Raw genomic sequence first — 24,653 nt, forward strand, 5'->3', positions numbered from 1 at the left:
TTTATATATCCATTCTAAAAAGACACGTTAAACATTAAGGCATTTTCCTGAGCCCTTCCCACCTTACTTTCCACTTCCCATCTTTTGGGAAACCGGGATTTACAATGGTTGAGCCATCCCAGCCGGCACACATCATGGCTACAGCGGCCAGTAAACCACCGTTACCGGGCAGGTACATGCGTAATCGCCCGTCCTGATAGTTATGGCCGTTAGCTAAATAGGTATTGGTTTTTATGGGCATAAATAAAGCATCAACGGCCTTTTCTGGCATATTTAAGCGGGCGGCGGTCATGGCGGCCATCGGGAAATCCCAACCCCAGGTATCCTTCCAATCCCACACATCCCAAACCAGGTTAAAGGTTTTCTTCATTACCACAGTATCCAGTTTATCATTATAGGGTAACATACCATAGGCAGCCAATACTGCCGGGTGATCTGTTTTTAATTTAGGATTTGTATATGCATCCGGCGAACTTTCGGCAGCAAGATAAACGCCATCCTTTTGAGGCAACCGGGCCAACTTATTCAGAATTTGCGCATACTTATTATCCGGTTGCATGCCCAGGCGTTTGCGCCATAACTGAGCAGTATTTAAAGCCCATCGCCAGTATTGCAGCTCATAAGTTGGATTATATGTTTCTTCGGGCTTATAACGTTCCTGCGCCAGGATAATGCCCTTACCTAAATTATACCGGTCATTCTCCTTGTCATAAGTTACGAACGAAGCCATAAAATCCGCATCGGCCATTACAAGGTCTTTATATTTATCGAGGGTTTGCTTACTCGGATGGGCACGATAATCCAGTTCAGCAAAATAAATAAAATGCGGCTGCTGCCAGATCAGGAACGCCCCCACCGATGACGGGCTTTCGTTACCATCCGGGTCGGTCATTTTTTGCCAGCGGACGCCATCGTACCCTTGTCTTTTGGCTATGGCCCTGGCATTGGCTTTTACGTGATGATACCAGTCTAAGCTATTTTCGAGCAGTTGTTCCCTGCCCCACAGTGCAAAATGAATCCCGTGCCACCAGTGCATTTCAAGGTGTGGCTTGCCGTACCAGCTGTTATACGTTAAGCCGGTTTCCTGCGGGGGCTGATGACCTGAACATTGTATTTTGGTAAGATATTGAGACAAAACCACCCTGCGTTCCAGTTCTTTTGCACGGGGATCGGTACTGCCGCTAAAATCAACAGCGCCTCCGCTTTGCCAAAAGGCTTTCCATTGTTGTATGCTGTTGGCTTGTGTTTGGGCAAAACCTGGTAACGGCGTTGTGGTTTTCTTGAGGATAAACAAACAGGTAAATGTTAATTCATTGGTTTTGCCCTGCGGTGATAACACAAACTGATGAGCAGCGGTATTATTAAGCGATGCAGACTTATCCCAGGCAAGGCGTACAAAATACTGGTTGGTATCTAAACGGTGAATAATACTCGCCTGCCTAATCCCGGAAGTAACAATAGCCGAATAATGCTTTTGCGGATTTTTCCAGTTGTCGCCATAATCGGCAAACTGATTGGTTGGGAAAGGGAAACGTAGCCTTACCTTAAGCCTGCCCTGGGCTAACAATGGCGACTGTACTTTTACTGCTACCAGGTCCTGCCCCTGGTGCGCATAAGTTTGAACTTTTACGGGCTCACCATCAAAAGTAAAAGAGCTGCTAATAGCGCCCGTCCATAAATCAAGTTCCTGCCGGATATTTTGAATCTCGGTTATCTGCGCCTCGCTTCCATCCTTATACAATAACACAAAGCCAAGATTGCCCAATTGCAGGCGATGTACATTTTCCCTGAACCAGTTAGCAGCATTCCTGTTACGGCCGGGCTGGTTCCATTGTACCGAGTAGCTTACGTTGCGGCCATTGAGCGTGTATGTTTTTAACGTTTCGTCAAACTTGTAGCCTGCGGTATCTTTAAAGCTGTGCCAACCCCACTCAGATTGTGTGCCTAATGGAATGCCTTTATCATAATGTTCAGGAAAGGTTTGTAAGCCTGTAGCGTCAACCGTAAAAGCAAAACGACCATTGCCAACGGAGAGTGAAGATAGCGTGTCGGTGCCATTATTTATTACATTGTGCCTTTGCACCAAAGCCTTACGGTCTATTTTATTTTGCGCCCTCAGTAAAACCGGCCAAACAACAGCAAATAATGCAAAATATACGGGCAGTATTTTTTTCATATTGAGAGTACTATGATTCTATTTTAAATATAAATGGCGATGCTGTCATGTATTTACCACCCTGCGAGGTAGTAAACATATAAGTTGGTTTACCATTTTGGAATAAGAGCTGGGGCCGTTCAAACCTGCCATATTTGTTAAGGTATTTTGGCGGCGGTGGTTGATTAATATGATAATATTCAGCATTAAAATAGCCAATCTCCGGTTCGCTCCATTTTTTACCGGTTTTTGATTCCATGTATAAACCATACTGGTGATTAAATACCCCCATATCCCTGGCCAGCATTTTAAAGCGACCTTTATCCAACCAAACAAAAGCATCCTCCAACTGGGCATTATTGCCCCGTCCCGAAAAATCTATAACCGGGTTGCCATCATACTTGATATAAGGGCCTTCCAGCTTATCGGCAATAGCTAAACCATATTTACGGTTCCCCTTTACCAGCGGGTCGGTTGATGTTTCATATTCTTTGGTGTTCCATGATTTATAAAACAGCCAGTATTGCCCGTTGGGATGCTTAACAAATGCCGGATTGGTGGTACAATGATCGTCCCAAGCCCCTTCGGGACCGGGCAGCAGCAACGGTTGATCCGGACGGGTCCAGGGGCCATCAAGCGAATCGGCCATCGCCAACCCTATCCGTTTTGTATTGGTTTTACCGTTAGAGTTGCCCATAAAAAACAGGCAATATTTACCATCAACTACTTTTATTGATGGGTTATGACAGGTAGTTGCATCCCAATAACCCGGACCTCGCGGGGCAAGGATTACTTCTAAAAACTTAAATTCGCTTTCCGGCGTATCTGCCACAGCATGGCATATTTCGGATCCGTTGATCCATCCGCCCATTTTTTTTGAGGCAACCCATCTCGAAAAAAACACGTGGATCCTGCCGTCGGGTCCCTCAATAGGACTATTGCACCAAACGTAATAACCCTCTATTTCCAACGCACGGCCAACGGGCTTCAGTTTTTTGGCGAAAGCGGAAACACGATCATCGGTATTACCAAAGGCCCAACCCGGCAATAATGCCATTGCCGAAGCCATGCTTAGCCGTTCAATGAAATCTCTTCTTTTCATCATCCAAACACAATGTTTATTGAAACTATTGCTTTAAATATTTATTGAGCGCCAACTGATTGAACGAGCGGATACCCTGAATAACTAATTTAGCATTTAGTTGCGCACCCGGCTCCAGCGTGTGGGTAGCATCGGTACCGAAATAGGTTGACTTAACTTTTGCTTCGCCCTCCATATCGTAATCATCAGCAATCAGTTTGTTTAAGTCGATGAAAAAAGCCCCGGTTTGTTCGCCCAGCTCACGCGCCCATTGCCCGTAACTGTTTTCATTGTTGCGCCCTGCGGATTTACCATCTTTCCACACATTACGGGGTATAGGCGAACAGATGATAGGAGTTGCGCCCTTTGCCTTAGTATCGGCAATAAACTTGCGCATATACCAGCCGTAGGTATGTACCACCTCTTTTACTTTCCTTATAGGGTTGTATATTTCCTGCTGCTCGTTGCCAATACCTTTGATAGTTCCGCGGGCCCGGGCTGTATCATCCAGGGGACCGGCGTCGTTATGGCCAAACTGCATGATCACAAAATCGCCTGGCTTTATCTTAACCAAAACCTTGTCCCACAAGCCCATGGTTTGAAAGGTGCGGCTACTGGTACCCCCAAGCGCATCATTTTCAACCGCTATTTTTGTTGTATCAAAATAAGGGGCTATGTAATTTCCCCATCCCCATAAACCACCATCGCCTTTGCCTTTACCATTTTTTACGGTCGAATCGCCTATCAGGTAAAAGGTTGGCTTATCAACCGGTTTCATCAGCATAAAAGAAGATAACAGCATAACCAGGACAAGCAGTAAGCTTAAGCCGGCATTTGTACGCAACCTATTTTTCATAGCAGCTAAAATTTAGTTTTTAAGATATTTATTCACAGGGTTTGCAGGGTTGGCTTTAATGCCATCAACTACCGATTCAGCATTTACAGTAGCGCCCATCTTGTTAGTGTGGGTATGATCTCCGGGGAAGAATTTCTTAACTGAATCGGCTCCCCGTTGATCATATTTATCGGCTGTGATACGGTTCATATCAATGAAGATGACACCTTCCTGCTGTGCCACTTCCTGTGCCCATTTACCATAATCGTTATCGGCACGGATAACCTTGCCATCACGAAACTCATTCCGTGGAATCATGGATAGTACAATAGGCGTTGCACCTTTAGCTTTGGTATCCCTGATAAATTTGTGAAGATACCAACCATAGGTATGTACAGTTTCTTTAGTACCGTTAGGCCAGGTAAGCTCTACAGTTTCATTACCGGTGCCTTTTAATACCCCACGATACCCGGCTTTGGTAGTATCGGGTTTACTGCCTTCATTATGGCCGAATACCATCATCACATAATCGCCCGGCTTTAAAAGCGAATCAACCTTGTTCCACCGGCCTTCTTTGATAAAAGTGCGTGTACTGCGACCGGCCATGGCATGGTTTTCAATATTGATCTTCGACAGATCGAAATAGTATGGGATAATGCTTCCCCAGCCCCAGGTTTCCTTATCGTTATTATGCGTAGTGGAATCGCCAATTAAATAAATGGTTGGCTTTTGCTGATTGATAAAAGCCAGGCCTGCAAAGGCCATTATTAATAAAGCTAAAAGCGGTTTCAATATTTTCATACTATTTTTTTATGTTTTTAGGCTTCAGTTCGTCTGGAGCGCCATTGGTATAGGACACAAACACCTCTTTTGAAGGCGTTTTAAACAGATCTTCAACGGTGTCTATCGAAATGCTGTCAGCAGGTTTAAACTGCGGTGACGACATATATTTTAAAATACTGTAATATAATTGCTTTGCTGCCGGCCTGTCGTCGCCGGTTGTTGGCGAAAGATCGGCACTGCTTACCATCAGGCTACCCCTACCCACCTTTACTTCAAAGAGCAACGCTAAGCGGCGGTTCATGAACCAGGTATCGATAGGCTGAATAACCGGGCGAAATGTTGCCGGAAAATCTTCCAGGTGCATTACCTGAGCGTTCGACAGGATATCCCACCATTGTATTTCACTATAGGATGATGTAGGGAAATCATTAAATGCGGGATGTTTGGGATCGCACACAAAACCCAGCGCATGCGGGGGGCGCATTTTAAACCAGGAGGTATTCCAGAAAACCGGGGTAAACGATTGTATAATTTCTTTACCCTTTATTATTTTACCAGAGGCATTCAGAAATATTTTGCCGCCATTATTAAGTACCTCTTTAGCCTTATCATCCAGCGATGTAGTATAATATACATCGTTTTTTACAGCGGGCAATGTTGCCGGATACACCCAAAAGTCCCAATCGTTTACATATTGAGTATTGGGCACAGCTACTTCAAGGTTCAGTTTTACCGGCGATTTTATTTTTGATAAAGCGACATTGATCACTCCTGTCTGCTGACAGTTCCCCATTACATAGCTTTTTTTATCCAGCACACCCTCGCTGATCACTTTATGCTGAGCATCGGTTAATTTCCAGTTAAGCGTAGTTGCCATAGGCTTGCTATAGTTAAACAGCTCAACCTGCGCCTTTAGCGTTTCACTGTTTTGATATACAAACTTTTCGGTACGGATAAGTGGTACTGTTGCATTGCAAAACCGTGCAAACTGCTTTGCTGTAATATAGCCCTTACTATCCCAAAAGGCATTAAGTACCCCAACCAGTGCGGTTCCCTGCCCCGGGTAGTCATTCAGTGAAAGCAACTGAAATCCCGAATATCCGGGTGTACGCATGGCTTTTTCAATTTCGTACTTATAACATAAAGCCTGTAATTTCCCCGAAGCCATCAGAAATTTTTCGGCCTCGTCGGCCATGCCGTGGTCTTTAAGGTCTTCCTGAAAAAGTTCAAAGTTTTTGGCTTTATATATCCCCGTATACTTCTTAATTTCCTTAAAATCGGGGAAGGTGCAATACTGGCCCATCTCATGGGCTACAAAGGGCACATTAAACTGGGATATCTGTTTGCCGTAATCCGAATAACTTTCGGGCCGCTGGTTCCAGGCCAGGCCGCGCGCGCCTGCACGGGCCATATATTCGTTATTGGGGATTACCGGCCAGCTGCCGCCTACCGCCGCACCTGTGTAAAGCCTGCGCGGGTCTTTAGCTTTCCAGTAATCAACAAATTGGGTGAGGTATTCTACTTGCTTACCGCTGGGTTCATTGCCATAAGCCATCATGCAAAATGAAGGATGATTGCCATACCATTTAGCCATGCGGCTTGTTTCGTCATAAATATATTGGTCAACCGGTCTGCCCAAACCTAATCCACTGCCATGGTTTGCCCATGAAGGCCCTTCCACATGCAAATAGAAGCCGGCTTTATCAGCCGCTGCAAAAGCAGCCTCGGGCGGGCACCAGGAGTGGAAACGCATGTGGTTAAGCCCATGCTCCCTGCAAATTTTAAAGATCCTACCCCATTCTGCTTCGGTGGTAGGCGGATAACCCGAAAGCGGGAACTCACAGTTATTCACCGTACCACGCAGAAAAACGGGTTTGCCATTTATGGTAAATGTTTTTCCATCAGCCTTAAACTCATGCATACCAAAATTTACTTCCCTAATATCTGTTGATCCACCGGCAGTGTGTAGTGTAGCTGTAAGTCTGTATAAAACCGGATTAAATTCATCCCATGTTTGCATTTTGGGCCCCATGGGCAAATCAATGCTGAACTCAGCCACGCTATCTTTGATATTAACAGGTTTGCTAACAGCTGGTATAAGCTGCGAAACCGGGGTATTAAATGCTTTGGCCGAAAGTGTGATAGTGCCGGCGACAGATGTCCGTTCTGTTTTTACCCGTATTTTGATATGGGCTGTTTTTTGTTTCAGATCAGGGTAAACCTGGATCTCATCCAGCCAGGTCTGGTCTCCGGCTCTCAGCTCCATTTTGCCGATCACGCCATTCCAGTTGCCCTGTGTATGATCAGTAATACTATGTGAATCGGGTCCTACGTTGATCGCTTTAATGCGGTTATCAATACAAAGTGTGATTTGATGTTTTCCGACCGATAAATGTTCTCCAAGATCATACTGATGCGGAGCTACCAGACTGTTTTGCATCCCAATTTCGGTGCTGTCAATCCATAACCTGGTTTCGGTATGGGCCCTTTCCAGGAAAAGCACAAGGTGTTTATTTTTCCAATCCGCAGGAATAATTACTTCTTTTTTATACCATGCCGCTCCCGTGTAATGTTTCGGCGGTGTAAGCCAGAAAGGTATTTTGAGGTTGCCAGGCACCCGGTACTTTGCCAAACGTGGGTTATAAAACCACGAACTATCGTAGATGCTGCCTGTCCATTTTGTTTTAAGGCTGATATCATCACCTTTTAGGTTTTGGGCCATGGAACCCGGCAAGTGAATAGTATCCGCCAGCGGTTTTAAGAACCATTTCTCTTCAATCCCCTTATCAGCGCGATCCATCTGAAACTGCCAACGACCTGCCAGCGAAATAACATTGCCATTTTTCTGTGCCGGAGGGACTGACCATGCACAAAAAAGCATTCCCAAACCCGTACCCACGCAAATAAGGGTTCGCTTTAAAAGCTTGTATTTATTATTGACCGGCTCCCGCATCATTTAAATTAAGTTTTGTACTATCCTGAGTAGTGATCTGCGAGTTTTTCCACTCCCATCCTTTTGCAAACTGCACATCGCCCGCCGTGCCCGACTCAATATTAACCCCATCAAAATGGAAATTTTGCATCGTAGACTCTTTAAGACCTATAGCGTTAATGGCCTTTTTAGCACCTGTTACTTTAATATTTGAAATAAAAACATCTTTGAAATGCGGGATCCCTTTTTCGGCAGGTTCCACTTTATGCAGGATCTTTTTCCAATGGTCGGGCAGCGTCGCTTCAACGTAACCATCGGGCAGTTTAGAATAACTGTAGCTTGGGTTCCAGTTCATGGTGATTTGAAAGGCCGTGCCTACACCGTTCATCGTTATATTGGTAAAGTGGATATCTTCCACCGTGCCCCCCCGGGTAATGGCCGACTTAATGTTTAACCCATTACTTGTTCCGTTACCTGTCAGGTCGGTAGCAAGCACGTGCCTGATCCCACCCGATGTTTCGCTGCCACAGGTAAGCAACCCTGCACCCGCCCTTGATACACATTTACGGATCACCACATATTCGGTTGGTTTATTTACCCGCAAACCATCCCAATCGCGACCGGCTTTGAGGCAAAAATCATCGTCGTTACAATCAATATCGCAGTTTTGCACAAGGATCCAGCTTGATGAATCTATATCTATACCATCTGTCGATGGCCCATGTCCATCAACATTGTTGCGGATGGTAATGCCATCAACAGTAACATGATCTGAGTAAAGCAACTGCACCGTCCAGAACCCGGCCTGTTGCAGCGTAATGTTTTTAATGGTAACATCTGCCGAATTAGAAACCAATAACGTACGCGGGCGCCTGGCGTCATAATCAACTATCCAGCGCAAACCTTTAGGGTCATATTCAGCCCGCATTTTCCGGTAGAGATCCCAAAATGGTTTACCCTGTGCGTTTACCAGTCCTTTCCCGGTAATTGCCACATTGGCTTGCCCGGCTATGTTGATCAAAGCGGCAGGCCATTTCATTTCAATACCGGCAACGCGGGTATCAATTTCGGGATAATCTTTCAGATCCTGGCTACCCAACAACGTTACTCCCTCATCAATATTCAGGCAAACATTATTCTTCAAAAAAATTGAGCCGGTTAAATATTTACCCGGCTTAAATGTGACTATGCCGCCACCTTTTGCCGAACACTGATTAATAGTTTTTTGTATGGCGGCTGTGTTTAAGGTGACACCATCATTGACTGCGCCATTATCATTTACATACCACACCATTGTTTTTTGCGGCGCGTGCCTGGCCCCAACCTTTTTTGCCCAGTCAAGCTTAGTTTGCCCGTTTACGGCATTTGCGGTAATAACTATCAGAAGAAAAGAATACCGTAATAATTTCATAGGCAGTGTTAAGTTAACAGTACTAAGCCTTAAGTAAAAAGTTAAGCTCATTTTTTTTAACTTAGAACTTAAGACTTTCGACTAATGACTATCCATCATTATATGATTAACATTAAATGATTTACCCTCCGAAAACCCGAAGGATAAACTATTTTTATGGCGATCAGGATAGGTCATTACTTATCCGAATCAATACCCGGGATTTTGTGAGTACAGCCCTGGAGCCGCATCCAGTTGCGTTTGCGGTACAGGGTAAATAACGTAATTAGCAATAACCGGCTTTATCGCTTTCTGAGCATCTTCTTTAGCGATCCAGCTGTTCATAATAGTTACCAGGTTACCACTTCTTTGCAGGTCGAACCAGCGCGAACCTTCATCGGCAAATTCCCTGCGGCGCTCATCAAACAATTGTGCCAGCGTTACACCTGTTACCGGCGGTAAGCCGGCCCTTGTACGTACCTGGTTAACAATAGCGTCAACATCAGCCTGCGATCCGCCGGTTGCGCCATTCAAGATACACTCCGCCTTAAGCATTAAAACATCGGTATACCTGATGGCAATAAAGTTAATACCCCAGTCAAAGCGGCTGGCCGTTGGGATTTTTGTTATATCGAGCCATTTTTTAAAGAAAGGGCGATTTTCTGTGCTGCCCGCATTAGTGTAACCCGCGGTATATACTGTAAATGCTTTGCGCACATCAGCGGCGTCATAGCTGTTGGCCAAATCATTTGATACCGGGATGATTTCCAGGCTTCCATTTGATTTGGTATCCTTAATAGATAAAAAGTAAGCATTAGGTGTAAGTACCCAAGGGTATGAAGCACCATAAAGATCGCTTGTACCGCTTATGCCACTGGTATACATCACATCAAAAATGGCTTCTTTATTAACCGCTGGACTTTGATTGGTATATGAAAAAATATTGCTGTAAGTGGGTTCAAAAGCAAACTTGCCGCTGCTGATAATATCCTGCAATAATGGCAAAGCCAAATTCCATTCGTTTGATCCCGTTCCAGGCCCCTCAATACCGTAATTCGGTGCCGATTTAGCCATATACACCTGTGCCAGCAAAGCTTCTGCAGCATATTTGGTGGCACGGCCTACGTCTACCCCGGTATATGTGGTGGGTAAGTTAGCTACGGCGGATTGCAGATCGGCTATAATCAATTTGTAAACATCAGCTACAGAACTGCGGGCGATTGAATTAGCTTCAGGCGCAGTAACCGGGCGGTCAATGATTGGAAGCTTACCAAAATACCTAAGCAGATCGAAGTAATAAAACGCCCGCAGAAACTTAGCTTCGGCCTGTAACCTGGTTGCTAATGAAGCCGAACCTATGTAGCTGCCATTTTTGGCAACCTGGTCAAGCAGGGTATTAGCCCTGAAAATACCGTTAAAGTCGGTGCCCCAGGCTTCGGTAACGTAAGCGTTTGCTGCTAATGATGGCGAAAAATCATTCACCGGGTCCCAGTCGCGCACGGTGACCGAAACACCATAAATATTATCCGAACGAATTTCAGACATATTAGCTAACCGCACCGGGTAATTGTGCAGATCGGCATAAATAGCGTTTGTTGCCTGCAAAAAATCGCTTGGCGATTTATAAAAAGTTGCTGTTGTTGAGCTGGATATTGGTACCTGATTTAAATCCTTATTACAGGAAGCCATTAAAATAACAGCTGATATGGTTGATAGAAAAAATATCTTTTTCATTTTAATTGGTTGAAATAATTAAAAAGTAACATTTAAGCCGAAAATCAATGATTTAGCCAGCGGCAAGCCTCCGTAATCCCCTGCTTCGGGATAGTTACTGTCAGAACTGATGGCTGTGTTTTGCGCCTCCGGGTTGAAACCTCCATAATATTTGTCATGCCCGAAGAAGTTTTCGGCCGTAACATACAAGCGTGCTGCTCCTAAAACTTTGGTTTTAAAGACATTTTTAAGATCGTACCCTAACGTGATATTTCTAACCCTCACATAATCTGAAGAGTACAACCAATCGGTATTGGCTACGAAACCGAATGTAGAATAGGCTTTGCTAACGCGGCCGGCGCCCTGGTTTTCAGGAGATCTCCAGCGATTATCATAAAATGCAGGAGCATTATCAGTAAAGCCCTGGCCGGTACGGGTTATAGCCCTGCCCAGTAAGGAATAAACAGATCCTCCATTTTGGCCCTGCACTAAAACACTGAGGTCGAAACCTTTCCAGCGTACAGTATTGGTAATACCCCAGGTATAATTGGGGTTGGGATGGCCAACAATTTGTTTATCAGCTTCGGTTATTACACCATCGCCGTTAAGGTCCTGGTACTTTGGATCACCAACGGTTTCGCCAGTGCCGTAGGTTGCCACATGGTTATCAAGATCGGCCTGTGTAAGGAAACCGATTTGCCTTACCACATAGATACTGTTTATTGGCTGGCCTACGCGCAAAATAGCGTCTGAAACATCAAATGAATTTGGAATAATAATTTGCTGCTGGTTACTGTAAAGGCTTACGATTTTATTTTTGTAATGACTGATATTAATTGATGTGCTCCATTGAACTTTGCCAACCAAATTACGACTTGTCAATTCCAGCTCCTGACCAACGTTACGCACTGAACCTGCATTGCGCAGCTGGCTGCTGAAACCGGTAGATTGCAGGATGGGCACATTCAGCAATAAGTCGGTATTTAGTTTATTATAGTAATCAAATGAACCGGTTAAACGGTTGCTAAAAAAACCGAAGTCGAGGCCCACATCATAAGTTTGTGATTTTTCCCATTTGATATCGGGGTTCGGGAGGTTGCTTGGGGCCTGACCAATGGCCAATGCCTGCGGCGAACCCAAAACATAACCATATGAACCTATTTGCGAAATACTTCCATAATCGGCAATGCTGTTATTACCATTTACGCCATAACTAAAGCGTAGTTTCAAGTCGCTCATTACAGGCAGCTTTTTCATAAAATCTTCCTGAATGATGCGCCAGCCTACAGACGCCGAAGGGAAAATACCGTATTTGGTATTGCCGCCAAACCTTGAGGAACCGTCTTCACGTAAGCTTGCGGATAAGAGATACTTGTTCTTATATGCATATTGCGCGCGGCTAAAGTATGATACCAACACACTTTTAGTGCTGGAGGTGCTGCCTGTTACCGCTGCGGCAGCATTTAAAGTTTGGATGACGCTGCTAGTATAACCGCCAACTGATGATAATGAAGACTGATCTAAACGATCTGTATTGTAAGACTGGCCTAACAATATACTCAGACTGTGATTTGCGTGAATAGTGGTATTATAAGTCAGCGTGTTTTCATTAACAAAGGTTTGCCTTTTAAAGGTGCTGTATGATCCTGAAGTATTAGCTGTTAAATTAGGATTTTTAGCAGCATCAAATGTTCTGGAAGCAAGATTACCGGCTATTGTATACGGTGTGTAGCTATTAGTGGCATTGTCAACATTATCCAGGTTCAGTGAGCTTCTTAATGTTAACCCTTTTATAATTTCGTATTCGGCAAATATGCTGCCTAATGTGCGGTATTTTTTGGTTTGTCCTACCTTGTTCTCCAATTTAGCGATAGGGCTGTTTGCCGAGTTGCCCCAGGTATATTGTCCGTTCTTAAACGCGTTGGGGTATAAACCTACCGTATCTTCCTGGATAGGGCTATAGCTTATGGCCTGGTGAAAAATATTGTCTTTTCCTTCTACCCCAGGATCCTGCCAAATTGAATAAGTAGGTGCAATGTTTAAACCCAATTTCAGGTTTTTGGCAATACGAGCCTCCACATTGGCCCTGGCCGAGTAGGCTTTATAACCCAGGCCTTTCACAAAGCCATCCTGGTTGGCATAGTTTCCTGAAATAAAATAATTTACAAATTCGTTGCCACCGCTTGCGCTCAATGCCTGGTTTTGCATGGCACCTTTCTGCTCAATCGCTTTCTGCCAGTCTATATACTGCAGGCCGGGGTGGCCCGGCATGGCCCATCTTGGATCGAGCATATAGGCTGAGCTAAAGGCACCGCCATTCATCGCCTGGCGTGTTGCATTATCATCACTGGCAGTTGCACCTTTTGCACCATATTTGAGCACATAGGCAGCATTGATCATTTCGGTAGCCCTGTCAATCCATTGGTCGCCGTTAAGCATGGGCAAATATTTAGCCGCAGCATTATAACCATAGTAAGCACTATAGCTAATTTTAGCCTTACCCGATTTCCCTTTTTTGGTAGTGATCAAAACAACACCGTTTGAGGCCCTTGAGCCGTAGATAGCCGCGGCAGCTGCATCCTTTAAAACCTGGATATCTTCAATATCATTTGGGTTGATATTATCGAGCGGGTTTCCTGAGCCAAAGCTACCACCGCTGCCTATTGCCGATACAGACAAAGGAAAGCCATCTATTACATATAAGGGCTCATTACCGGCACTTATGGAGCCACTGCCACGTACGTTAACACTAAATGCTTTACCCGGTACACCCGTTGTTTGCTTAACAGTTACACCTGCCATTTGGCCTACCAAGGCCTGGTCAACACGGGTTATAGCGCGTTCGTTCAGGTTATCGGCCTTGAAGGTAGCCTGAGAGCCGGTAACATTAGCCCGCTTTTGTGCACCGTAACCGATAACTACCACTTCGTTCAATTGCGATTCAGTTTCCGTTAAACTAACATTGATGGTATTGTTTGTGCCTACGGTAACTTCTTTAGCATCAAAACCGATTGATTTAAATATTAAAACCTGCCCTGCGGAAGCCTTAATGGAGTATTTTCCGTCAATATCAGACGTGGTACCTGATTTCGTGCCTTTTATTTGCACGGAAGCAGCCGAAACCGGCTCGTGCTTACTATCTGTAATAGTACCCGTAATGCTAAGCTTTTGTGCCAATGCACTGTTTGCCCCTGCCACATTAAAGAGCAGCAACAGCAATAGCATTTTACAAGAATAAATAAAAATTCTTTTCATAAAATCAAATTAAGGGGTTTACTGTTTGGTACAGTTTGGGTTATAATTGTATAAACGAACATAAAAGTTAATTTCAATAATACCATCCTGTAGTATCCTGCTCCAATACATTAAAAACACAAAAAAAGGCGGCCAACATGACCACCTTTTTGAAATAAATCCTTAAATAATTACTTAACAAACAACGGCTTAACCGGCTCAAGTGTTACCGGACCAATCAAACCTGAAGGCTTCGGTTCCCAGTTTACAGCTGTAAAAAGTCCGTCCGGTCCTTTAGAACCCGGACTGTGTGATTGAAAATTGGTATTATAAAATATACGGTATGGGATATGCTTCCTATCCATGTCAATGATCCGGTTAACCATGAGGTTAGCTACCCTTACTTCCAACTGATTGACCGTCCTTAACTGTGCTGAAGGTATAGTAACTACATATTGCGGACCGATGAGCGTGGTCAGCTTTTTTCCGTTTAAATAAACCTCTGCACTTTCATTAACTTTCCCCAAATCAAGCTTCCAGACAGCAGCATTTTGCACCGGCTTTTTAAAGGAGATAGCGTAACTGCCCGTTCCGGAAAAAGCCTTGAGATCATCACCGCCTAAATCAGTCCATGATTTGAGCGCTGCGGTTTTTATTGGTTGAGGTAATGTTGGGCCACCTTCGGTAAAGCTCAGTGTCCACGTACCGTTAACAGGCACTTTATTACCTACAACCTGATAATAAGGATACGCTGCTATTTGAGTTTTTACAGGCAGGGTTTGTAAAATACAGCTTTGTCCGGGCGATAATTGCAGGTATACGCTGGTTTTACCATCGGCCTGCTTGCGGCTTTTAGCCAATCCGTAACTTTTTGTCATCGGATCAAATACTACTACTGATGCAGCATTAACAGATAGATCAACCCAACCATTAACCTGGTTACCGCCGCTATTTGTTATAAAGTAGCAGTTCCCATTTTCATAAGTACGGCGTACAAATTGCAGCCCTTTATCGGTCATTTGTTCCCTGTTTATTCCCGCCGCGTCCAGCAACGGAACAATATCATCTGCTATTAAAAAACGGCCTTTGCCAACTTTGGCAGTTTTAACACCATTATTTTCAGCAGTAAAATTAAGCCCGGCAAGCACTGTTTTAAATGCTTTTTCGCGTTCCTGCAACCCGGAATATCCCGGAACACCCGATGGAAGATTTTTATACACCACAATTGTTGCCCCGGCCTTTGCCAAATCCACCATTTTATTAAAGGTTTCGAACGGGATATATTTATTATCAGGCAAAAGGATAGTCTTATAATTAAGACCGCCGGTAAGCAAATGACCACCGGAGGTTTGTAAATCCATTATTTGCTTATCTGATATAAAATCAAACGTGTAGCCTTGTTTAAGCATTTCTTCGGCAGAGGATTCAAAGCCTGTCCCCTTAAAATCGGGTTTCATGGCATCATAATGCTTAAGCAGGCCCCTATCCCCCGGCTCGGAAAAGCTATCAAATAACGGGTAATAAACCAATATATCATTATTGGGCTTTCCTTGCTGCAAAAACGACTGACAATTAGTTATGTATTTATTTAATGTTGAAAAATCATTCCAGAACGGATTGGTTTGATTAAAATGTACCGCGGCATAAAATAACCACCCCGGCCATTGGGCATTTTGAGGCGAGTAACTGATTCCGTGATAGAAAATATGGTTTACGCCTCCTACAAAATATTTATCAATAGCCTGTTTAACATCTCCTAACGACGATAGAAAATGATCATTAAGCCATGTCGCCGACTCAGACGATGCAAGGGGCTTCCCCATTACATGTGCTGCCGATGTGGCAAATTTAAACCGCAGCACATCATCGCCCTCTGTTTCGGGAATATCAATAGCAGCATACAGATCCAGTATATTTGATGGGGAACCGTGTGATTGATTGCGGATTAAAGCGCCCCTGGTTTTAGCCCAGCCATGCCATGGTTTGGTAAAATCATCAAGCAACAGGTCGGATATAGTTTCCCGGTAGTCACACAGGATACGGCTATTGTTTTCTTTGCTATCATTACCAAACAGAGCAGGCAAGTGATCGCGCAGATCGTACCCGCGGCGTTTAATAAATTCGTCAAAAAACAGCGGGGTAAAGTTCGATTGCCCGCGAGCATCATCCACTTCGTACGAGTCATTAAAATATGCCCTGATCCCGCTTAAATCCTGCCCTTTAAATGCCTGATCAAACCGGGCAAGGTAATGATCAAGTGCCGGTTTGGAAAAATGATCGATGACATAACCTTCGCCGCCTGGAGCAGCACGCTCAACCATTTTACCATGCCAACCCTGGAAAAGTGCATAAAGTTTCCATTCGCCTACGGGAGCCGTCCAGTTAAGGTTACCGGCTGCATCAACTTTATCGGTAAGGTTCAGCACCTGCCCCTTACCATTGTAAGCCATTAAAACAGTTAAAGGGATCCGTTTTTCAAACCGGACCTGGTCAAGGGCTATTAACTGGAGGTTTTTATTGCTGCTGATGGGTTCAACAAGGTCGGTGATCTTCGGAGCCTGGCCGTCCGCCCTCACTAAGGGTTGCTGCACAAATACCACGGCGTCGCTTAGTTTTTCGCCACCTTTAACATCGTAATTTTTCCAGAACATTTCCTTACTGGCATCTTCATTGGTAACCCAAGGGCCACCAAAAGGCCAGCCAGTGGCATTAGCCAAATCGATACCCATATTTAGCCGCTTCGCCTCTGTGAGTGTATACTTTAACATATCTACCCATTGCGGCGACAGGTATTTTATAAACTCATTTTCGTGCCCTTTTACACCATAAATCGGCGTTATTTCCAAACCACCCAAACCTGCATTATGGTAGCTTTCCATGTTCCAGGTAAGGTCTTTTTTGTTTACAGCGCTGCCCTCCCACCACCAGCGGGCCCAGGGTTTAGTCTGTTCAGTAGTTGCAGGCCAGCCAACTTGTGCAGATGCTGTTTGAGTGCCAGCTAACAGTGCAATTACAACAGCCTTTTTTAAATTATTTTTAATGAATGACATCTGTTTAAAATTATTGATGTTTAGCAATTTCCACAGCGTAAACACCTTCGTGACCTTCAAAGTTGGCCCTGAAGATAACCCATTTTTCATCGGGCGAGAAATGCACATTAGGTTCCAGGTGGTAATTATGATGTTTCATATTTACCAGTTTTTCTGATTTAAAATGATCACCATTGGGCTTAAATAAATAGATCCACATGCCATCGGGTGCTTTGGCTACCTGCCCGGAATTGCCACCGTCGCCGGCAAAGGTTTGCTCATCTTTAGTTACATTAAAATGGATAGACCATTCGTTCCTGTCCATTTGATAAACACGGTCTTCTTTTCCTGTTTTCATGTTGATACCTGCCAGAAAAAAAGTTTGCCCTTTAGGTTTCTGCAAATCAAACCACTCAGTATTGCCCAACGGTGAAAAAAACTCATGACCGGCTATTTCATTGACCATGGTGCGCTTGTGCAACAGCTTGTTTTCGCCGGTTTTTATATTGATGTTCCAAATCCGGTCCACCTTTTCCCAGGGGCCTTCATGGCAATATGAAAGGTTATCAGGATCCGTCGGTGAAAAAAGCAGGTGATTTGTCCACTCGTTTTCCTGGTGTATTTGTTTCAATGCTTTATGTTTAACGTCGAGCACGTATAAAGTATGTTGGATATGCGCATCATAGATCCGGTTAAAGAAATCATGCTTTTCGGGATATTTTGCAAGTATTTCACGTTCCTGCTCGCCGGTAGCCTTAACGCAGGCCATATAGGTTCCATCGGCATTTACGGTACCCACCCTTCCTTTAAAATCGGGTGCAAAGGCGTAGATAAACCTTGTTTTGTGCGTGTTAACATTTACAGCGAAGATACTATCGGCACTTTGATAAAAGGCTTCACGGGTTTTGGCACAGACCATCTCGCCGGATACTTTTGTCCTGTTCGTTAGCTGTTCTATTTTCTGCGTTTTTAAATTAACCGTAAATAGCTGCTCTCCCTTATCCGTTTTACCGTAAAACACCATCAAATCGCCTTCATTCTTCAATTGAGGAACAAAAGGCGTATTGTTAAAATAAAAACTGCCATTGTCATTTTCGCGGTTCACCAGGCGCATCACTTTATGACCGGTTTCGCTATCAATCCATTGTTCGGGCATATGCCTGGTGCCACCTGTTTCCATTACTTCCTGGGCCTCTACAACCTGTGAAAGGACAAGCAATAGCTGTACGGGTACAATGAGCCGCAACGAAACGCAAACAGAACGCAGCAAGATCTTGTAAGGCAGCTTGATCATTATAGTATAATTTATCTGGTTACCGGCCGGTTTATACGGGCCGAGGTTTATAATAGATAAAGTTAGAGCATGTTTATACCAACAGCGTCCTGCACCATCCTGACTGAAGGCTCTCTTATTGTAACAAATTCATCACTTTATTTATTTTGGCTGCTTATTAAGCTTCCCCGGCTTACACACGCAAAAGGAGGGAGTCTTATCAAACCTAATTTGATTAACTTTAAGTTTTTGCCAGTAGCCAGTTCAATAGTTATGAAGTCTTCACGATTTTTAGAATACATTTATATTGATTATTATTCGTCTACCCCCAAATACATCCAGTTAGCTAACTCGATCATCAAAAGTGTACGTGAAGGAAAATTAATCATTAACGAAACGCTGCCATCCATTAACGAGTTAAACTGCAACTTTGAAATATCACGTGATACTGCTGAAAAAGCTTACAAACACCTGAAATCAATCGGTTTGCTTGGCTCGGTACCCGGCAAGGGGTATTACATCAAAAACACTGAAGCCGGGCAACAGTTTAAGGTGTTTTTAATATTTAACAAGCTAAGCACTCATAAAAAGCTGGTTTATGATGCCATAGTTGATGGCCTTGGGCATGAAGCCGCGATAGACTTTTATATATACAATAACGACTTCGAATTTTTTAAAAAACTACTTCAAAACAACAGCAACGATTATACCCATTATGTGATCCTGCCGCACTTTATGCACGGCGGCGAAAACGTTCACGACATAATCAATATGCTGCCAAAAGAGAAACTAATCATACTTGATAAATTAGTACCGGGAATAAAAGGCGATTTTGCCGCTGTATACGAAAATTTTGAAAAAGACATTTTCCAGGCCCTGGAGGAAGCCCTGCCGCAATTAAGGAAGTATCACACCCTAAAGATCATATTTCCTGAATACACTTATTTTCCGGGCGAAATATTGAAAGGCTTTTTCAGTTTTTGTATCCAATACGCGTTTACTTACAAGGTAGTTCATGACATACAAGGCGAGCCGATACATGAAGGAGATGTATTCATTAACCTGATGGAAAACGACCTTGTGGTTTTGATTGAAAGAATCCTGGCTACGGAATTAAAGATAGGTAAAGATGTTGGCGTAATATCATACAATGAAACCCCGCTAAAAAAAATCATCCTCAATGGCTTAACCACCATATCCACAGATTTTGAACAAATGGGAAAAATGACCGCGGATATTATTAAAAATGGTTCTACCGGCCGTTACGAGGTGCCTTTTTACCTTACACTCAGGGCTTCGTTATAGCGATTTTCGGATAATTATTTTGAAGGCGTTTTTAATAACCGCGGCTTTGTTTTGCAACATTAGCTCAGCTGCTTTTCTGCCCATTTCTTCAAAATCACTTGTAATAACAGTAATATCCAATAATTCTTTAAACACGGTTTCATTAAAAGATATGATCCCTATATCTTTCCCTAATTCATATCCACTTGTTCTGGCGCCTTTAATCAAGTCGGCCAGGTCATTTTCGGTCAATACAATATAAAGGGAGCCTTTTTTAAGATCGTCTGTTTTAAACGCGTCTATTACTTCAAACTTTTTGTTTTTCTCTTCACAGAACTGCATTATTCCATCCTTAATTTCGGGCGGATGGTGGCGATCTACGGGATATATGATAATTAATTTTTTGTATTTGGCAATCAGGTCGGTGACTACGTTTAATGCGCCGTAGATATCGTTGCGAAAATCCTGGAATACAGCCGACTGCCTGCCTAATTTGGGCAAATCTTTATCCAGCAATATCAACTGATCAACCGGAATCTTCTTTAAAATGGTTAAATATTCATGCTCGTTACTATAATCAAAAAAATGCGGCATTACCACATAATAATGGTAATTGCCCAAATTTGAATCTATACTTTCCTCAAGCAAAGCGGGATTATAATGATGAATATGAAGATCGACCCTGGCTTTATCACCCAGGGTGCGTACGATGGTATCATAAACTGTTTTCTTATAAGAGCTTAACTTATTAAACAACAAAAGTACCTTGATCCGCACATCGGGCTTACCGACTACAAAATAACCCTTTCCGGAAACCGAACGGATATAGCCATTGCTCTTAAGTATCGTGTAAGCCTTTTCAATGGTGTCCCTTGCTACACCGTGTTGCTTGCTGTATGTATTTATTGACAGCAGCTTTTCATTTTTCCGGTAAACACCTTTGTCAATATTCTTACTGATTGATCCGACAATTTGCTGCACGAGGGATTTCACCCCGTAATTAGCTCTTTGCTTTGTTTGCATTATGCTTGTTTAATTGGTTTACAACGGCGATTTAAACATAGTTTAATTTTATCAAAGCCGTGATAAGCAATGAAAATATAAAATATGTTATTAAATTAAAATATTGGGGGTATAGGCAGCATCGGTATTTTTTATCAGCTATTTTAAGGCTCCACCTCTAATAAAATAAATCTATGTTTAATATGGGCATTTAATAATTTAAGCGTCGCACAAAAACGATAAAACTACCTAACAGGTACAAAAAGCACTGCATCAGCCACAATTACGCCATCCGCGTTTTTATTGAAAATTTCAACATATGCCTTTTTTTCTCCTGAAAAGTTATATAGCCCCAGTGGAAGCCACTCACCTGAAGTTTGGCCTTCTACCTGCAAATCAGACTGGTTGATTATCTTTTCTGTGGCCTTATCACCATCATAAATAGTAATATAAGTTTTTGTTGCCGGATTCATAACCTTAGGAAAATAGGTATAAACGTGGTAAGCACCTTTTTTTAATTTTTCCGGAATAAACCTTACCGATTTTGCAGTTTCTGCTTTTGAATCATCCGCGAGATAAGTTGGCCCATAGCCGCCTGATTTTTCAGTTTTCCAGTCGCCTGTGATGTGACTGTCCTCATTATCAACCAGTACTTCGGGTATACTACCATCTGCAAGAGGGTCTGCCCTGAGCAAGCTTTGTACTTCTTTTACATTAACCTGCTGTACCGCAATTCTTTTATCAATAGCCTGGCATGCCGCCACAGCCGAAGATTGGCCTAATACCATGAATACCGGCTCCATCCTGATTGATCCGTAAGCTATATGACTTGCAGATAAGCATACCGGGACAAATAAATTAGCGGCTTCCTTTTGCTTTGGGACTATTGCCCTGTACGAAACAGCGTATGGCGCAAAACCATGTACCTGAACATCCCCCTCATTTTTCACCATGCCATTAACTACCAACCTTTCGCAATTATGCGAATCCATACCATATGCGGCCATTCCTACTCCATCTTCTACCTGTTCTTTTCCCTGACAATGATACTGGGTCATAACCAGTTCACCAATCATTCGTCGGGCTTCCCTGATATAAAGCTGTGGTGTCCAGTTCCCATTATCCGTATATTCATCTTTGGGATACCCCCATTGTTTCATTTCGTCCCTGATATTTCCGGGTATGCGGGTGTCATTGCCGATAAAATAAAAGAAACCTTTGGTATAATCTTCATGCTCCTTCCATATTTTGGCCCTTGTATTATAATCAGCCTCCGGATATTCCCAGTTCATCCCGATCATATCCGTAGAGAAACCTCCGTTATTATTGATATCCGTTTTGCCATTGGGCATTTTACTTATAATAAAAACATCGGAAATTGATTTCCAGGGTTGCTTCTCTTTTAAACGCAGCAGTAACTCATACTTTTTAGGATCATAGTTGTCGGGTTTTGAAATTGGGATCCGGTTTTCGGGCACATTGGTTAACGTGATACGAAAATTGTATGCCTGCACTTTTTTATCGCCCGCACCATTTACTTGTAATACCTCATTACTTATGCCCCACAATAAACCGCTTTTTGCGTCGCCCGGCACTTTATAGGGATCAATATTATCCGGAAACTGGTGTTTATCCAGCAACTCTACTCCGTTTATAGTTTCATCATACTGGCTGTTAGCTTCTCTTCCTACAGTATAAGAAACACCCGAGCGGGCCATCAGATCCCCTTCATAAGTACAATCAATAAATACCTTAGCGCGAATAGTTTTATTGGTAGCAGTCGAGGGCTTATAGCTGTCCTCTACTATAATTTCCTTTAGCTGATTTTCTTCCTTTTTCACTTTTATAAGCCTGTTCCGGAATAAAACAGGAAAGCCAGCCCTTTTTACATAATCGTTAAAAATGCTCTCCGCTACCTTTGGCTCAAATATCCATTGTTCAAATTTTCCATAATGCGTACCTATACGGCGGTAAAAATCCCGCGCTAAGCCCGTCACCACATATTTGTTCCCAATATCCGTATAGCCAAGACCTCCCGAACTCATGCCACCTAAATGCTTTCCCGGCTCTATCAACATCACCGTTTTCCCCATCTTTTTTGCCGTATATGCAGCGATTACCCCTGCGGAGGTTCCGCCATATACACAAACATCGGCGGTGATTAATTTGCTGCTTTGACCATTAACCGAAGCTCCGGCCATAAAACAGGTCGTTACTATTGCAAGGATGATCACTTTAATATTTTTCATTATTGCTTATTAAACATTTCAAATTTTCAGAAAAAAGATATGCCGGTAAATCTTAAGGGATAGGTAGTTAAGACTTGTAAATTTTGATTATTTAATTTTAAGCCTAATATCTGACAATTTTAAAAAAATATATAAATGTTTTGAGATTACGCCGGGGAGCTTAAATAATGGCGTATAGGTTTCTGAACTTTGCTGCGATGAGTTGCCAATAAAGCGTTCGTTACAGGGCAGGTTTAAGCTATCAGGGGTTTTGCTTAAACGAGAAGCTGTTTCAATGACTGAAGATTTTCCAGTGCCGCCCCGGCGGTATTGTTGAAGTACACGTAAACTGTTTTACCCTCCTGCTGCCATTCATTGATATACGATGCGTATTCAGAAAGGAAACTTTCACTGTAACTTCCTTTATAATTGCCTGATGGGCCATGAAATCGCAGATAAACCAGTTCATCGGCAGTGATTTCCATGGGCGTGGCCGATTTGGGCATATCCTGCAGTACCATTGCAGCCTGGTACCAGTTTAAAAGTTCAAAAACTTCATCCCTGTACCAGGACGGGTGACGAAATTCGACGGCGATGGGCCAGGTATAAGGTTTAAGCGCCTCCAGTAATTCTGTTAATTGAGGAAGTGCACCCGCCTGCAGGCTTGGCGGAAACTGAACAAGCAGACAGCCCCGCTCAGTTTCCGGCAAATGGATAGCCTGCATAAAACGGGTAACCTCTTCCTCATTAAAAAACAAACTTTTTTGGTGCGTGATCCCCTGCCACAGCTTGAAAGTGAAACGAAACCCCTCGGTTACTTCCGTTGCCCACCGGGCTATGGTTTTTGCCTGCGGGATTTTATAAAAAGAGCTGTTGATCTCTATACTGTTTTCCTGCAAAGCATAATAACCCAGCCGCGACAAATGGCTGTATTCAGGGGGAAAATCCCGCCTGGACCTGTCGATTTGTAAGCCACTGGCACCTCCAAAAAATAGTCCTTTCATAGGTCAAGTATGATATACCAATGATTGTCATCGTCGAGGGCATAGGCCAGGCCGTCACTCATTTCATAAACATCACGGCCATGTTTTTGACTAAAATAGATTTTCTCATCACGGATAATAGTCCCGTTGTTTTCCACCCGCAGAAAAAAAAGCAGTGCGCCTATGTTCGGCGCAACATCTTTAAGATGCCTGGCCTCCCCCTCTTTTACAAATGCCGAACTCATGCCTGTTTCAGTTTGGCTTCCATACTTTGGGTAGTGTGCGGAACCGCAAGCAGGCGTTCCTTTGGTATCAGTTTACCGGTAGTACGGCAAATGCCATAAGTCCTGTTTTCAATGCGCATCAGCGCGGCTTCAAGCTGCTCGATGAATTTTTTCTGGCGGGCGGCCAACTGGTTGATCTGTTCCTTTTCAAAAGTTGCCGAACCATCTTCAAGTGTCTTGCCCGCAATTGCGGCATCATCCCCGTTGGTGTTTGAAGCGCTGAGCGTACCCACCAGTTCCTGCAGCTCTTCGCGTGCCATGCCGATCTTTCCTTTGATCAACGTTTTGAATTCATTTAATTCGATATCAGTGTACCGTGTTTTAGTAGTTTCGTGTTGCATGATTGGCTTAACAAACATATGCATAAATGGTTGGCATAAATGTGATATGCTATATAAACCTGTTCAAACCGTTAATCCCCAACCCTTTGGATTAACCCTAACAGCC

At 43.4% G+C, this 24,653-nt stretch carries 16 protein-coding genes; 1 reads left to right on the forward strand and 15 read right to left on the reverse strand.

The window, feature by feature from the left end; translation table 11 throughout:
* Window positions 1-34: 34 nt before the first annotated feature.
* From ABIC84_RS05850 to ABIC84_RS05895, 10 genes are all read right to left on the reverse strand, one after another.
* Window positions 35-2,176: a hypothetical protein gene (locus tag ABIC84_RS05850; protein WP_429262958.1), complete on the reverse strand. Its 2,142-nt coding sequence runs from the start codon at window positions 2,174-2,176 to the stop codon at window positions 35-37.
* A gap of 10 nt (window positions 2,177-2,186) precedes the next feature.
* Window positions 2,187-3,257 (reverse strand): glycoside hydrolase family protein, encoded by a 1,071-nt coding sequence (locus ABIC84_RS05855; RefSeq protein ID WP_429262959.1) that lies wholly within the window; start codon window positions 3,255-3,257, stop codon window positions 2,187-2,189.
* A gap of 25 nt (window positions 3,258-3,282) precedes the next feature.
* The gene (locus tag ABIC84_RS05860) at window positions 3,283-4,092 is read right to left on the reverse strand and encodes a rhamnogalacturonan acetylesterase (protein WP_429262960.1); all 810 of its coding nucleotides are present in this window, start codon (window positions 4,090-4,092) and stop codon (window positions 3,283-3,285) included.
* Between the two features lie 12 nt (window positions 4,093-4,104).
* Window positions 4,105-4,872, reverse strand: coding sequence for a rhamnogalacturonan acetylesterase (locus ABIC84_RS05865; protein WP_429262961.1), 768 nt, complete (start codon window positions 4,870-4,872; stop codon window positions 4,105-4,107).
* Between the two features lies 1 nt (window position 4,873).
* On the reverse strand, window positions 4,874-7,810 hold the full coding sequence (locus tag ABIC84_RS05870; RefSeq protein WP_429262962.1) for an exo-beta-1,4-galactosidase: 2,937 nt from the start codon (window positions 7,808-7,810) through the stop codon (window positions 4,874-4,876).
* Entirely contained in the window at window positions 7,788-9,197 is a 1,410-nt protein-coding gene (locus ABIC84_RS05875) for a glycoside hydrolase family 28 protein (protein ID WP_429262963.1), read from the reverse strand. Before ABIC84_RS05875 ends, ABIC84_RS05870 begins: the two co-directional genes overlap by 23 nt.
* A 189-nt stretch (window positions 9,198-9,386) precedes the next feature.
* Complete coding sequence (locus ABIC84_RS05880) at window positions 9,387-10,910, reverse strand: RagB/SusD family nutrient uptake outer membrane protein (protein ID WP_429262964.1); 1,524 nt, start codon at window positions 10,908-10,910, stop codon at window positions 9,387-9,389.
* Between the two features lie 18 nt (window positions 10,911-10,928).
* A complete protein-coding gene (locus ABIC84_RS05885) occupies window positions 10,929-14,144 on the reverse strand; it encodes a SusC/RagA family TonB-linked outer membrane protein (RefSeq protein WP_429262965.1) in 3,216 nt (1,071 codons plus the stop codon).
* 170 nt (window positions 14,145-14,314) lie between these two features.
* On the reverse strand, window positions 14,315-17,173 hold the full coding sequence (locus tag ABIC84_RS05890) for a glycosyl hydrolase (RefSeq protein WP_429262966.1): 2,859 nt from the start codon (window positions 17,171-17,173) through the stop codon (window positions 14,315-14,317).
* 10 nt (window positions 17,174-17,183) lie between these two features.
* Entirely contained in the window at window positions 17,184-18,446 is a 1,263-nt protein-coding gene (locus ABIC84_RS05895; RefSeq protein ID WP_426588664.1) for an oligogalacturonate lyase family protein, read from the reverse strand.
* Window positions 18,447-18,698: 252 nt separating this feature from the next.
* Here ABIC84_RS05895 and ABIC84_RS05900 point away from each other — a divergent pair, with 252 nt between their 5' ends.
* On the forward strand, window positions 18,699-19,730 hold the full coding sequence (locus tag ABIC84_RS05900; protein WP_426588666.1) for a GntR family transcriptional regulator: 1,032 nt from the start codon (window positions 18,699-18,701) through the stop codon (window positions 19,728-19,730).
* Here ABIC84_RS05900 and ABIC84_RS05905 read toward each other — a convergent pair.
* The 5 genes from ABIC84_RS05905 to ABIC84_RS05925 form a co-directional block, all read right to left on the reverse strand.
* Window positions 19,725-20,732, reverse strand: a complete 1,008-nt coding sequence (locus tag ABIC84_RS05905) for a GntR family transcriptional regulator (RefSeq protein WP_429262967.1) — start codon at window positions 20,730-20,732, stop codon at window positions 19,725-19,727. The genes ABIC84_RS05900 and ABIC84_RS05905 overlap by 6 nt on opposite strands.
* Before the next feature lie 224 nt (window positions 20,733-20,956).
* The gene (locus ABIC84_RS05910; RefSeq protein WP_429262968.1) at window positions 20,957-22,960 is read right to left on the reverse strand and encodes an FAD-dependent oxidoreductase; all 2,004 of its coding nucleotides are present in this window, start codon (window positions 22,958-22,960) and stop codon (window positions 20,957-20,959) included.
* A gap of 254 nt (window positions 22,961-23,214) precedes the next feature.
* Window positions 23,215-23,943 carry a DUF72 domain-containing protein gene (locus ABIC84_RS05915; RefSeq protein WP_429262969.1) on the reverse strand — a complete coding sequence of 243 codons (729 nt, stop codon included), beginning with the start codon at window positions 23,941-23,943 and terminating at the stop codon, window positions 23,215-23,217.
* Window positions 23,940-24,167, reverse strand: a complete 228-nt coding sequence (locus ABIC84_RS05920) for a hypothetical protein (protein ID WP_090525124.1) — start codon at window positions 24,165-24,167, stop codon at window positions 23,940-23,942. The genes ABIC84_RS05915 and ABIC84_RS05920 overlap by 4 nt, the downstream gene beginning before the upstream one ends.
* A complete protein-coding gene (locus ABIC84_RS05925; RefSeq protein WP_426588674.1) occupies window positions 24,164-24,547 on the reverse strand; it encodes a TraR/DksA family transcriptional regulator in 384 nt (127 codons plus the stop codon). The genes ABIC84_RS05920 and ABIC84_RS05925 overlap by 4 nt, the downstream gene beginning before the upstream one ends.
* Window positions 24,548-24,653 lie beyond the last annotated feature (106 nt).

The organism is Mucilaginibacter sp. 3215 (assembly GCF_050433785.1).
GTDB lineage: Bacteria > Bacteroidota > Bacteroidia > Sphingobacteriales > Sphingobacteriaceae > Mucilaginibacter.

Bases quoted from the DNA above. Each gene is read 5' to 3' on its own strand.
- ABIC84_RS05860 (WP_429262960.1), bottom strand. From the start codon at position 4,092: ATGAAAAATAGGTTGCGTACAAATGCCGGCTTAAGCTTACTGCTTGTC.
- ABIC84_RS05910 (WP_429262968.1), bottom strand. From the start codon at position 22,960: ATGAAAAATATTAAAGTGATCATCCTTGCAATAGTAACGACCTGTTTT.
- ABIC84_RS05875 (WP_429262963.1), bottom strand. From the start codon at position 9,197: ATGAAATTATTACGGTATTCTTTTCTTCTGATAGTTATTACCGCAAAT.
- ABIC84_RS05900 (WP_426588666.1), top strand. From the start codon at position 18,699: ATGAAGTCTTCACGATTTTTAGAATACATTTATATTGATTATTATTCG.
- ABIC84_RS05890 (WP_429262966.1), bottom strand. From the start codon at position 17,173: ATGTCATTCATTAAAAATAATTTAAAAAAGGCTGTTGTAATTGCACTG.
- ABIC84_RS05915 (WP_429262969.1), bottom strand. From the start codon at position 23,943: ATGAAAGGACTATTTTTTGGAGGTGCCAGTGGCTTACAAATCGACAGG.
- ABIC84_RS05865 (WP_429262961.1), bottom strand. From the start codon at position 4,872: ATGAAAATATTGAAACCGCTTTTAGCTTTATTAATAATGGCCTTTGCA.
- ABIC84_RS05850 (WP_429262958.1), bottom strand. From the start codon at position 2,176: ATGAAAAAAATACTGCCCGTATATTTTGCATTATTTGCTGTTGTTTGG.
- ABIC84_RS05885 (WP_429262965.1), bottom strand. From the start codon at position 14,144: ATGAAAAGAATTTTTATTTATTCTTGTAAAATGCTATTGCTGTTGCTG.
- ABIC84_RS05925 (WP_426588674.1), bottom strand. From the start codon at position 24,547: ATGCAACACGAAACTACTAAAACACGGTACACTGATATCGAATTAAAT.
- ABIC84_RS05855 (WP_429262959.1), bottom strand. From the start codon at position 3,257: ATGAAAAGAAGAGATTTCATTGAACGGCTAAGCATGGCTTCGGCAATG.
- ABIC84_RS05905 (WP_429262967.1), bottom strand. From the start codon at position 20,732: ATGCAAACAAAGCAAAGAGCTAATTACGGGGTGAAATCCCTCGTGCAG.
- ABIC84_RS05880 (WP_429262964.1), bottom strand. From the start codon at position 10,910: ATGAAAAAGATATTTTTTCTATCAACCATATCAGCTGTTATTTTAATG.
- ABIC84_RS05895 (WP_426588664.1), bottom strand. From the start codon at position 18,446: ATGATCAAGCTGCCTTACAAGATCTTGCTGCGTTCTGTTTGCGTTTCG.
- ABIC84_RS05870 (WP_429262962.1), bottom strand. From the start codon at position 7,810: ATGATGCGGGAGCCGGTCAATAATAAATACAAGCTTTTAAAGCGAACC.
- ABIC84_RS05920 (WP_090525124.1), bottom strand. From the start codon at position 24,167: ATGAGTTCGGCATTTGTAAAAGAGGGGGAGGCCAGGCATCTTAAAGAT.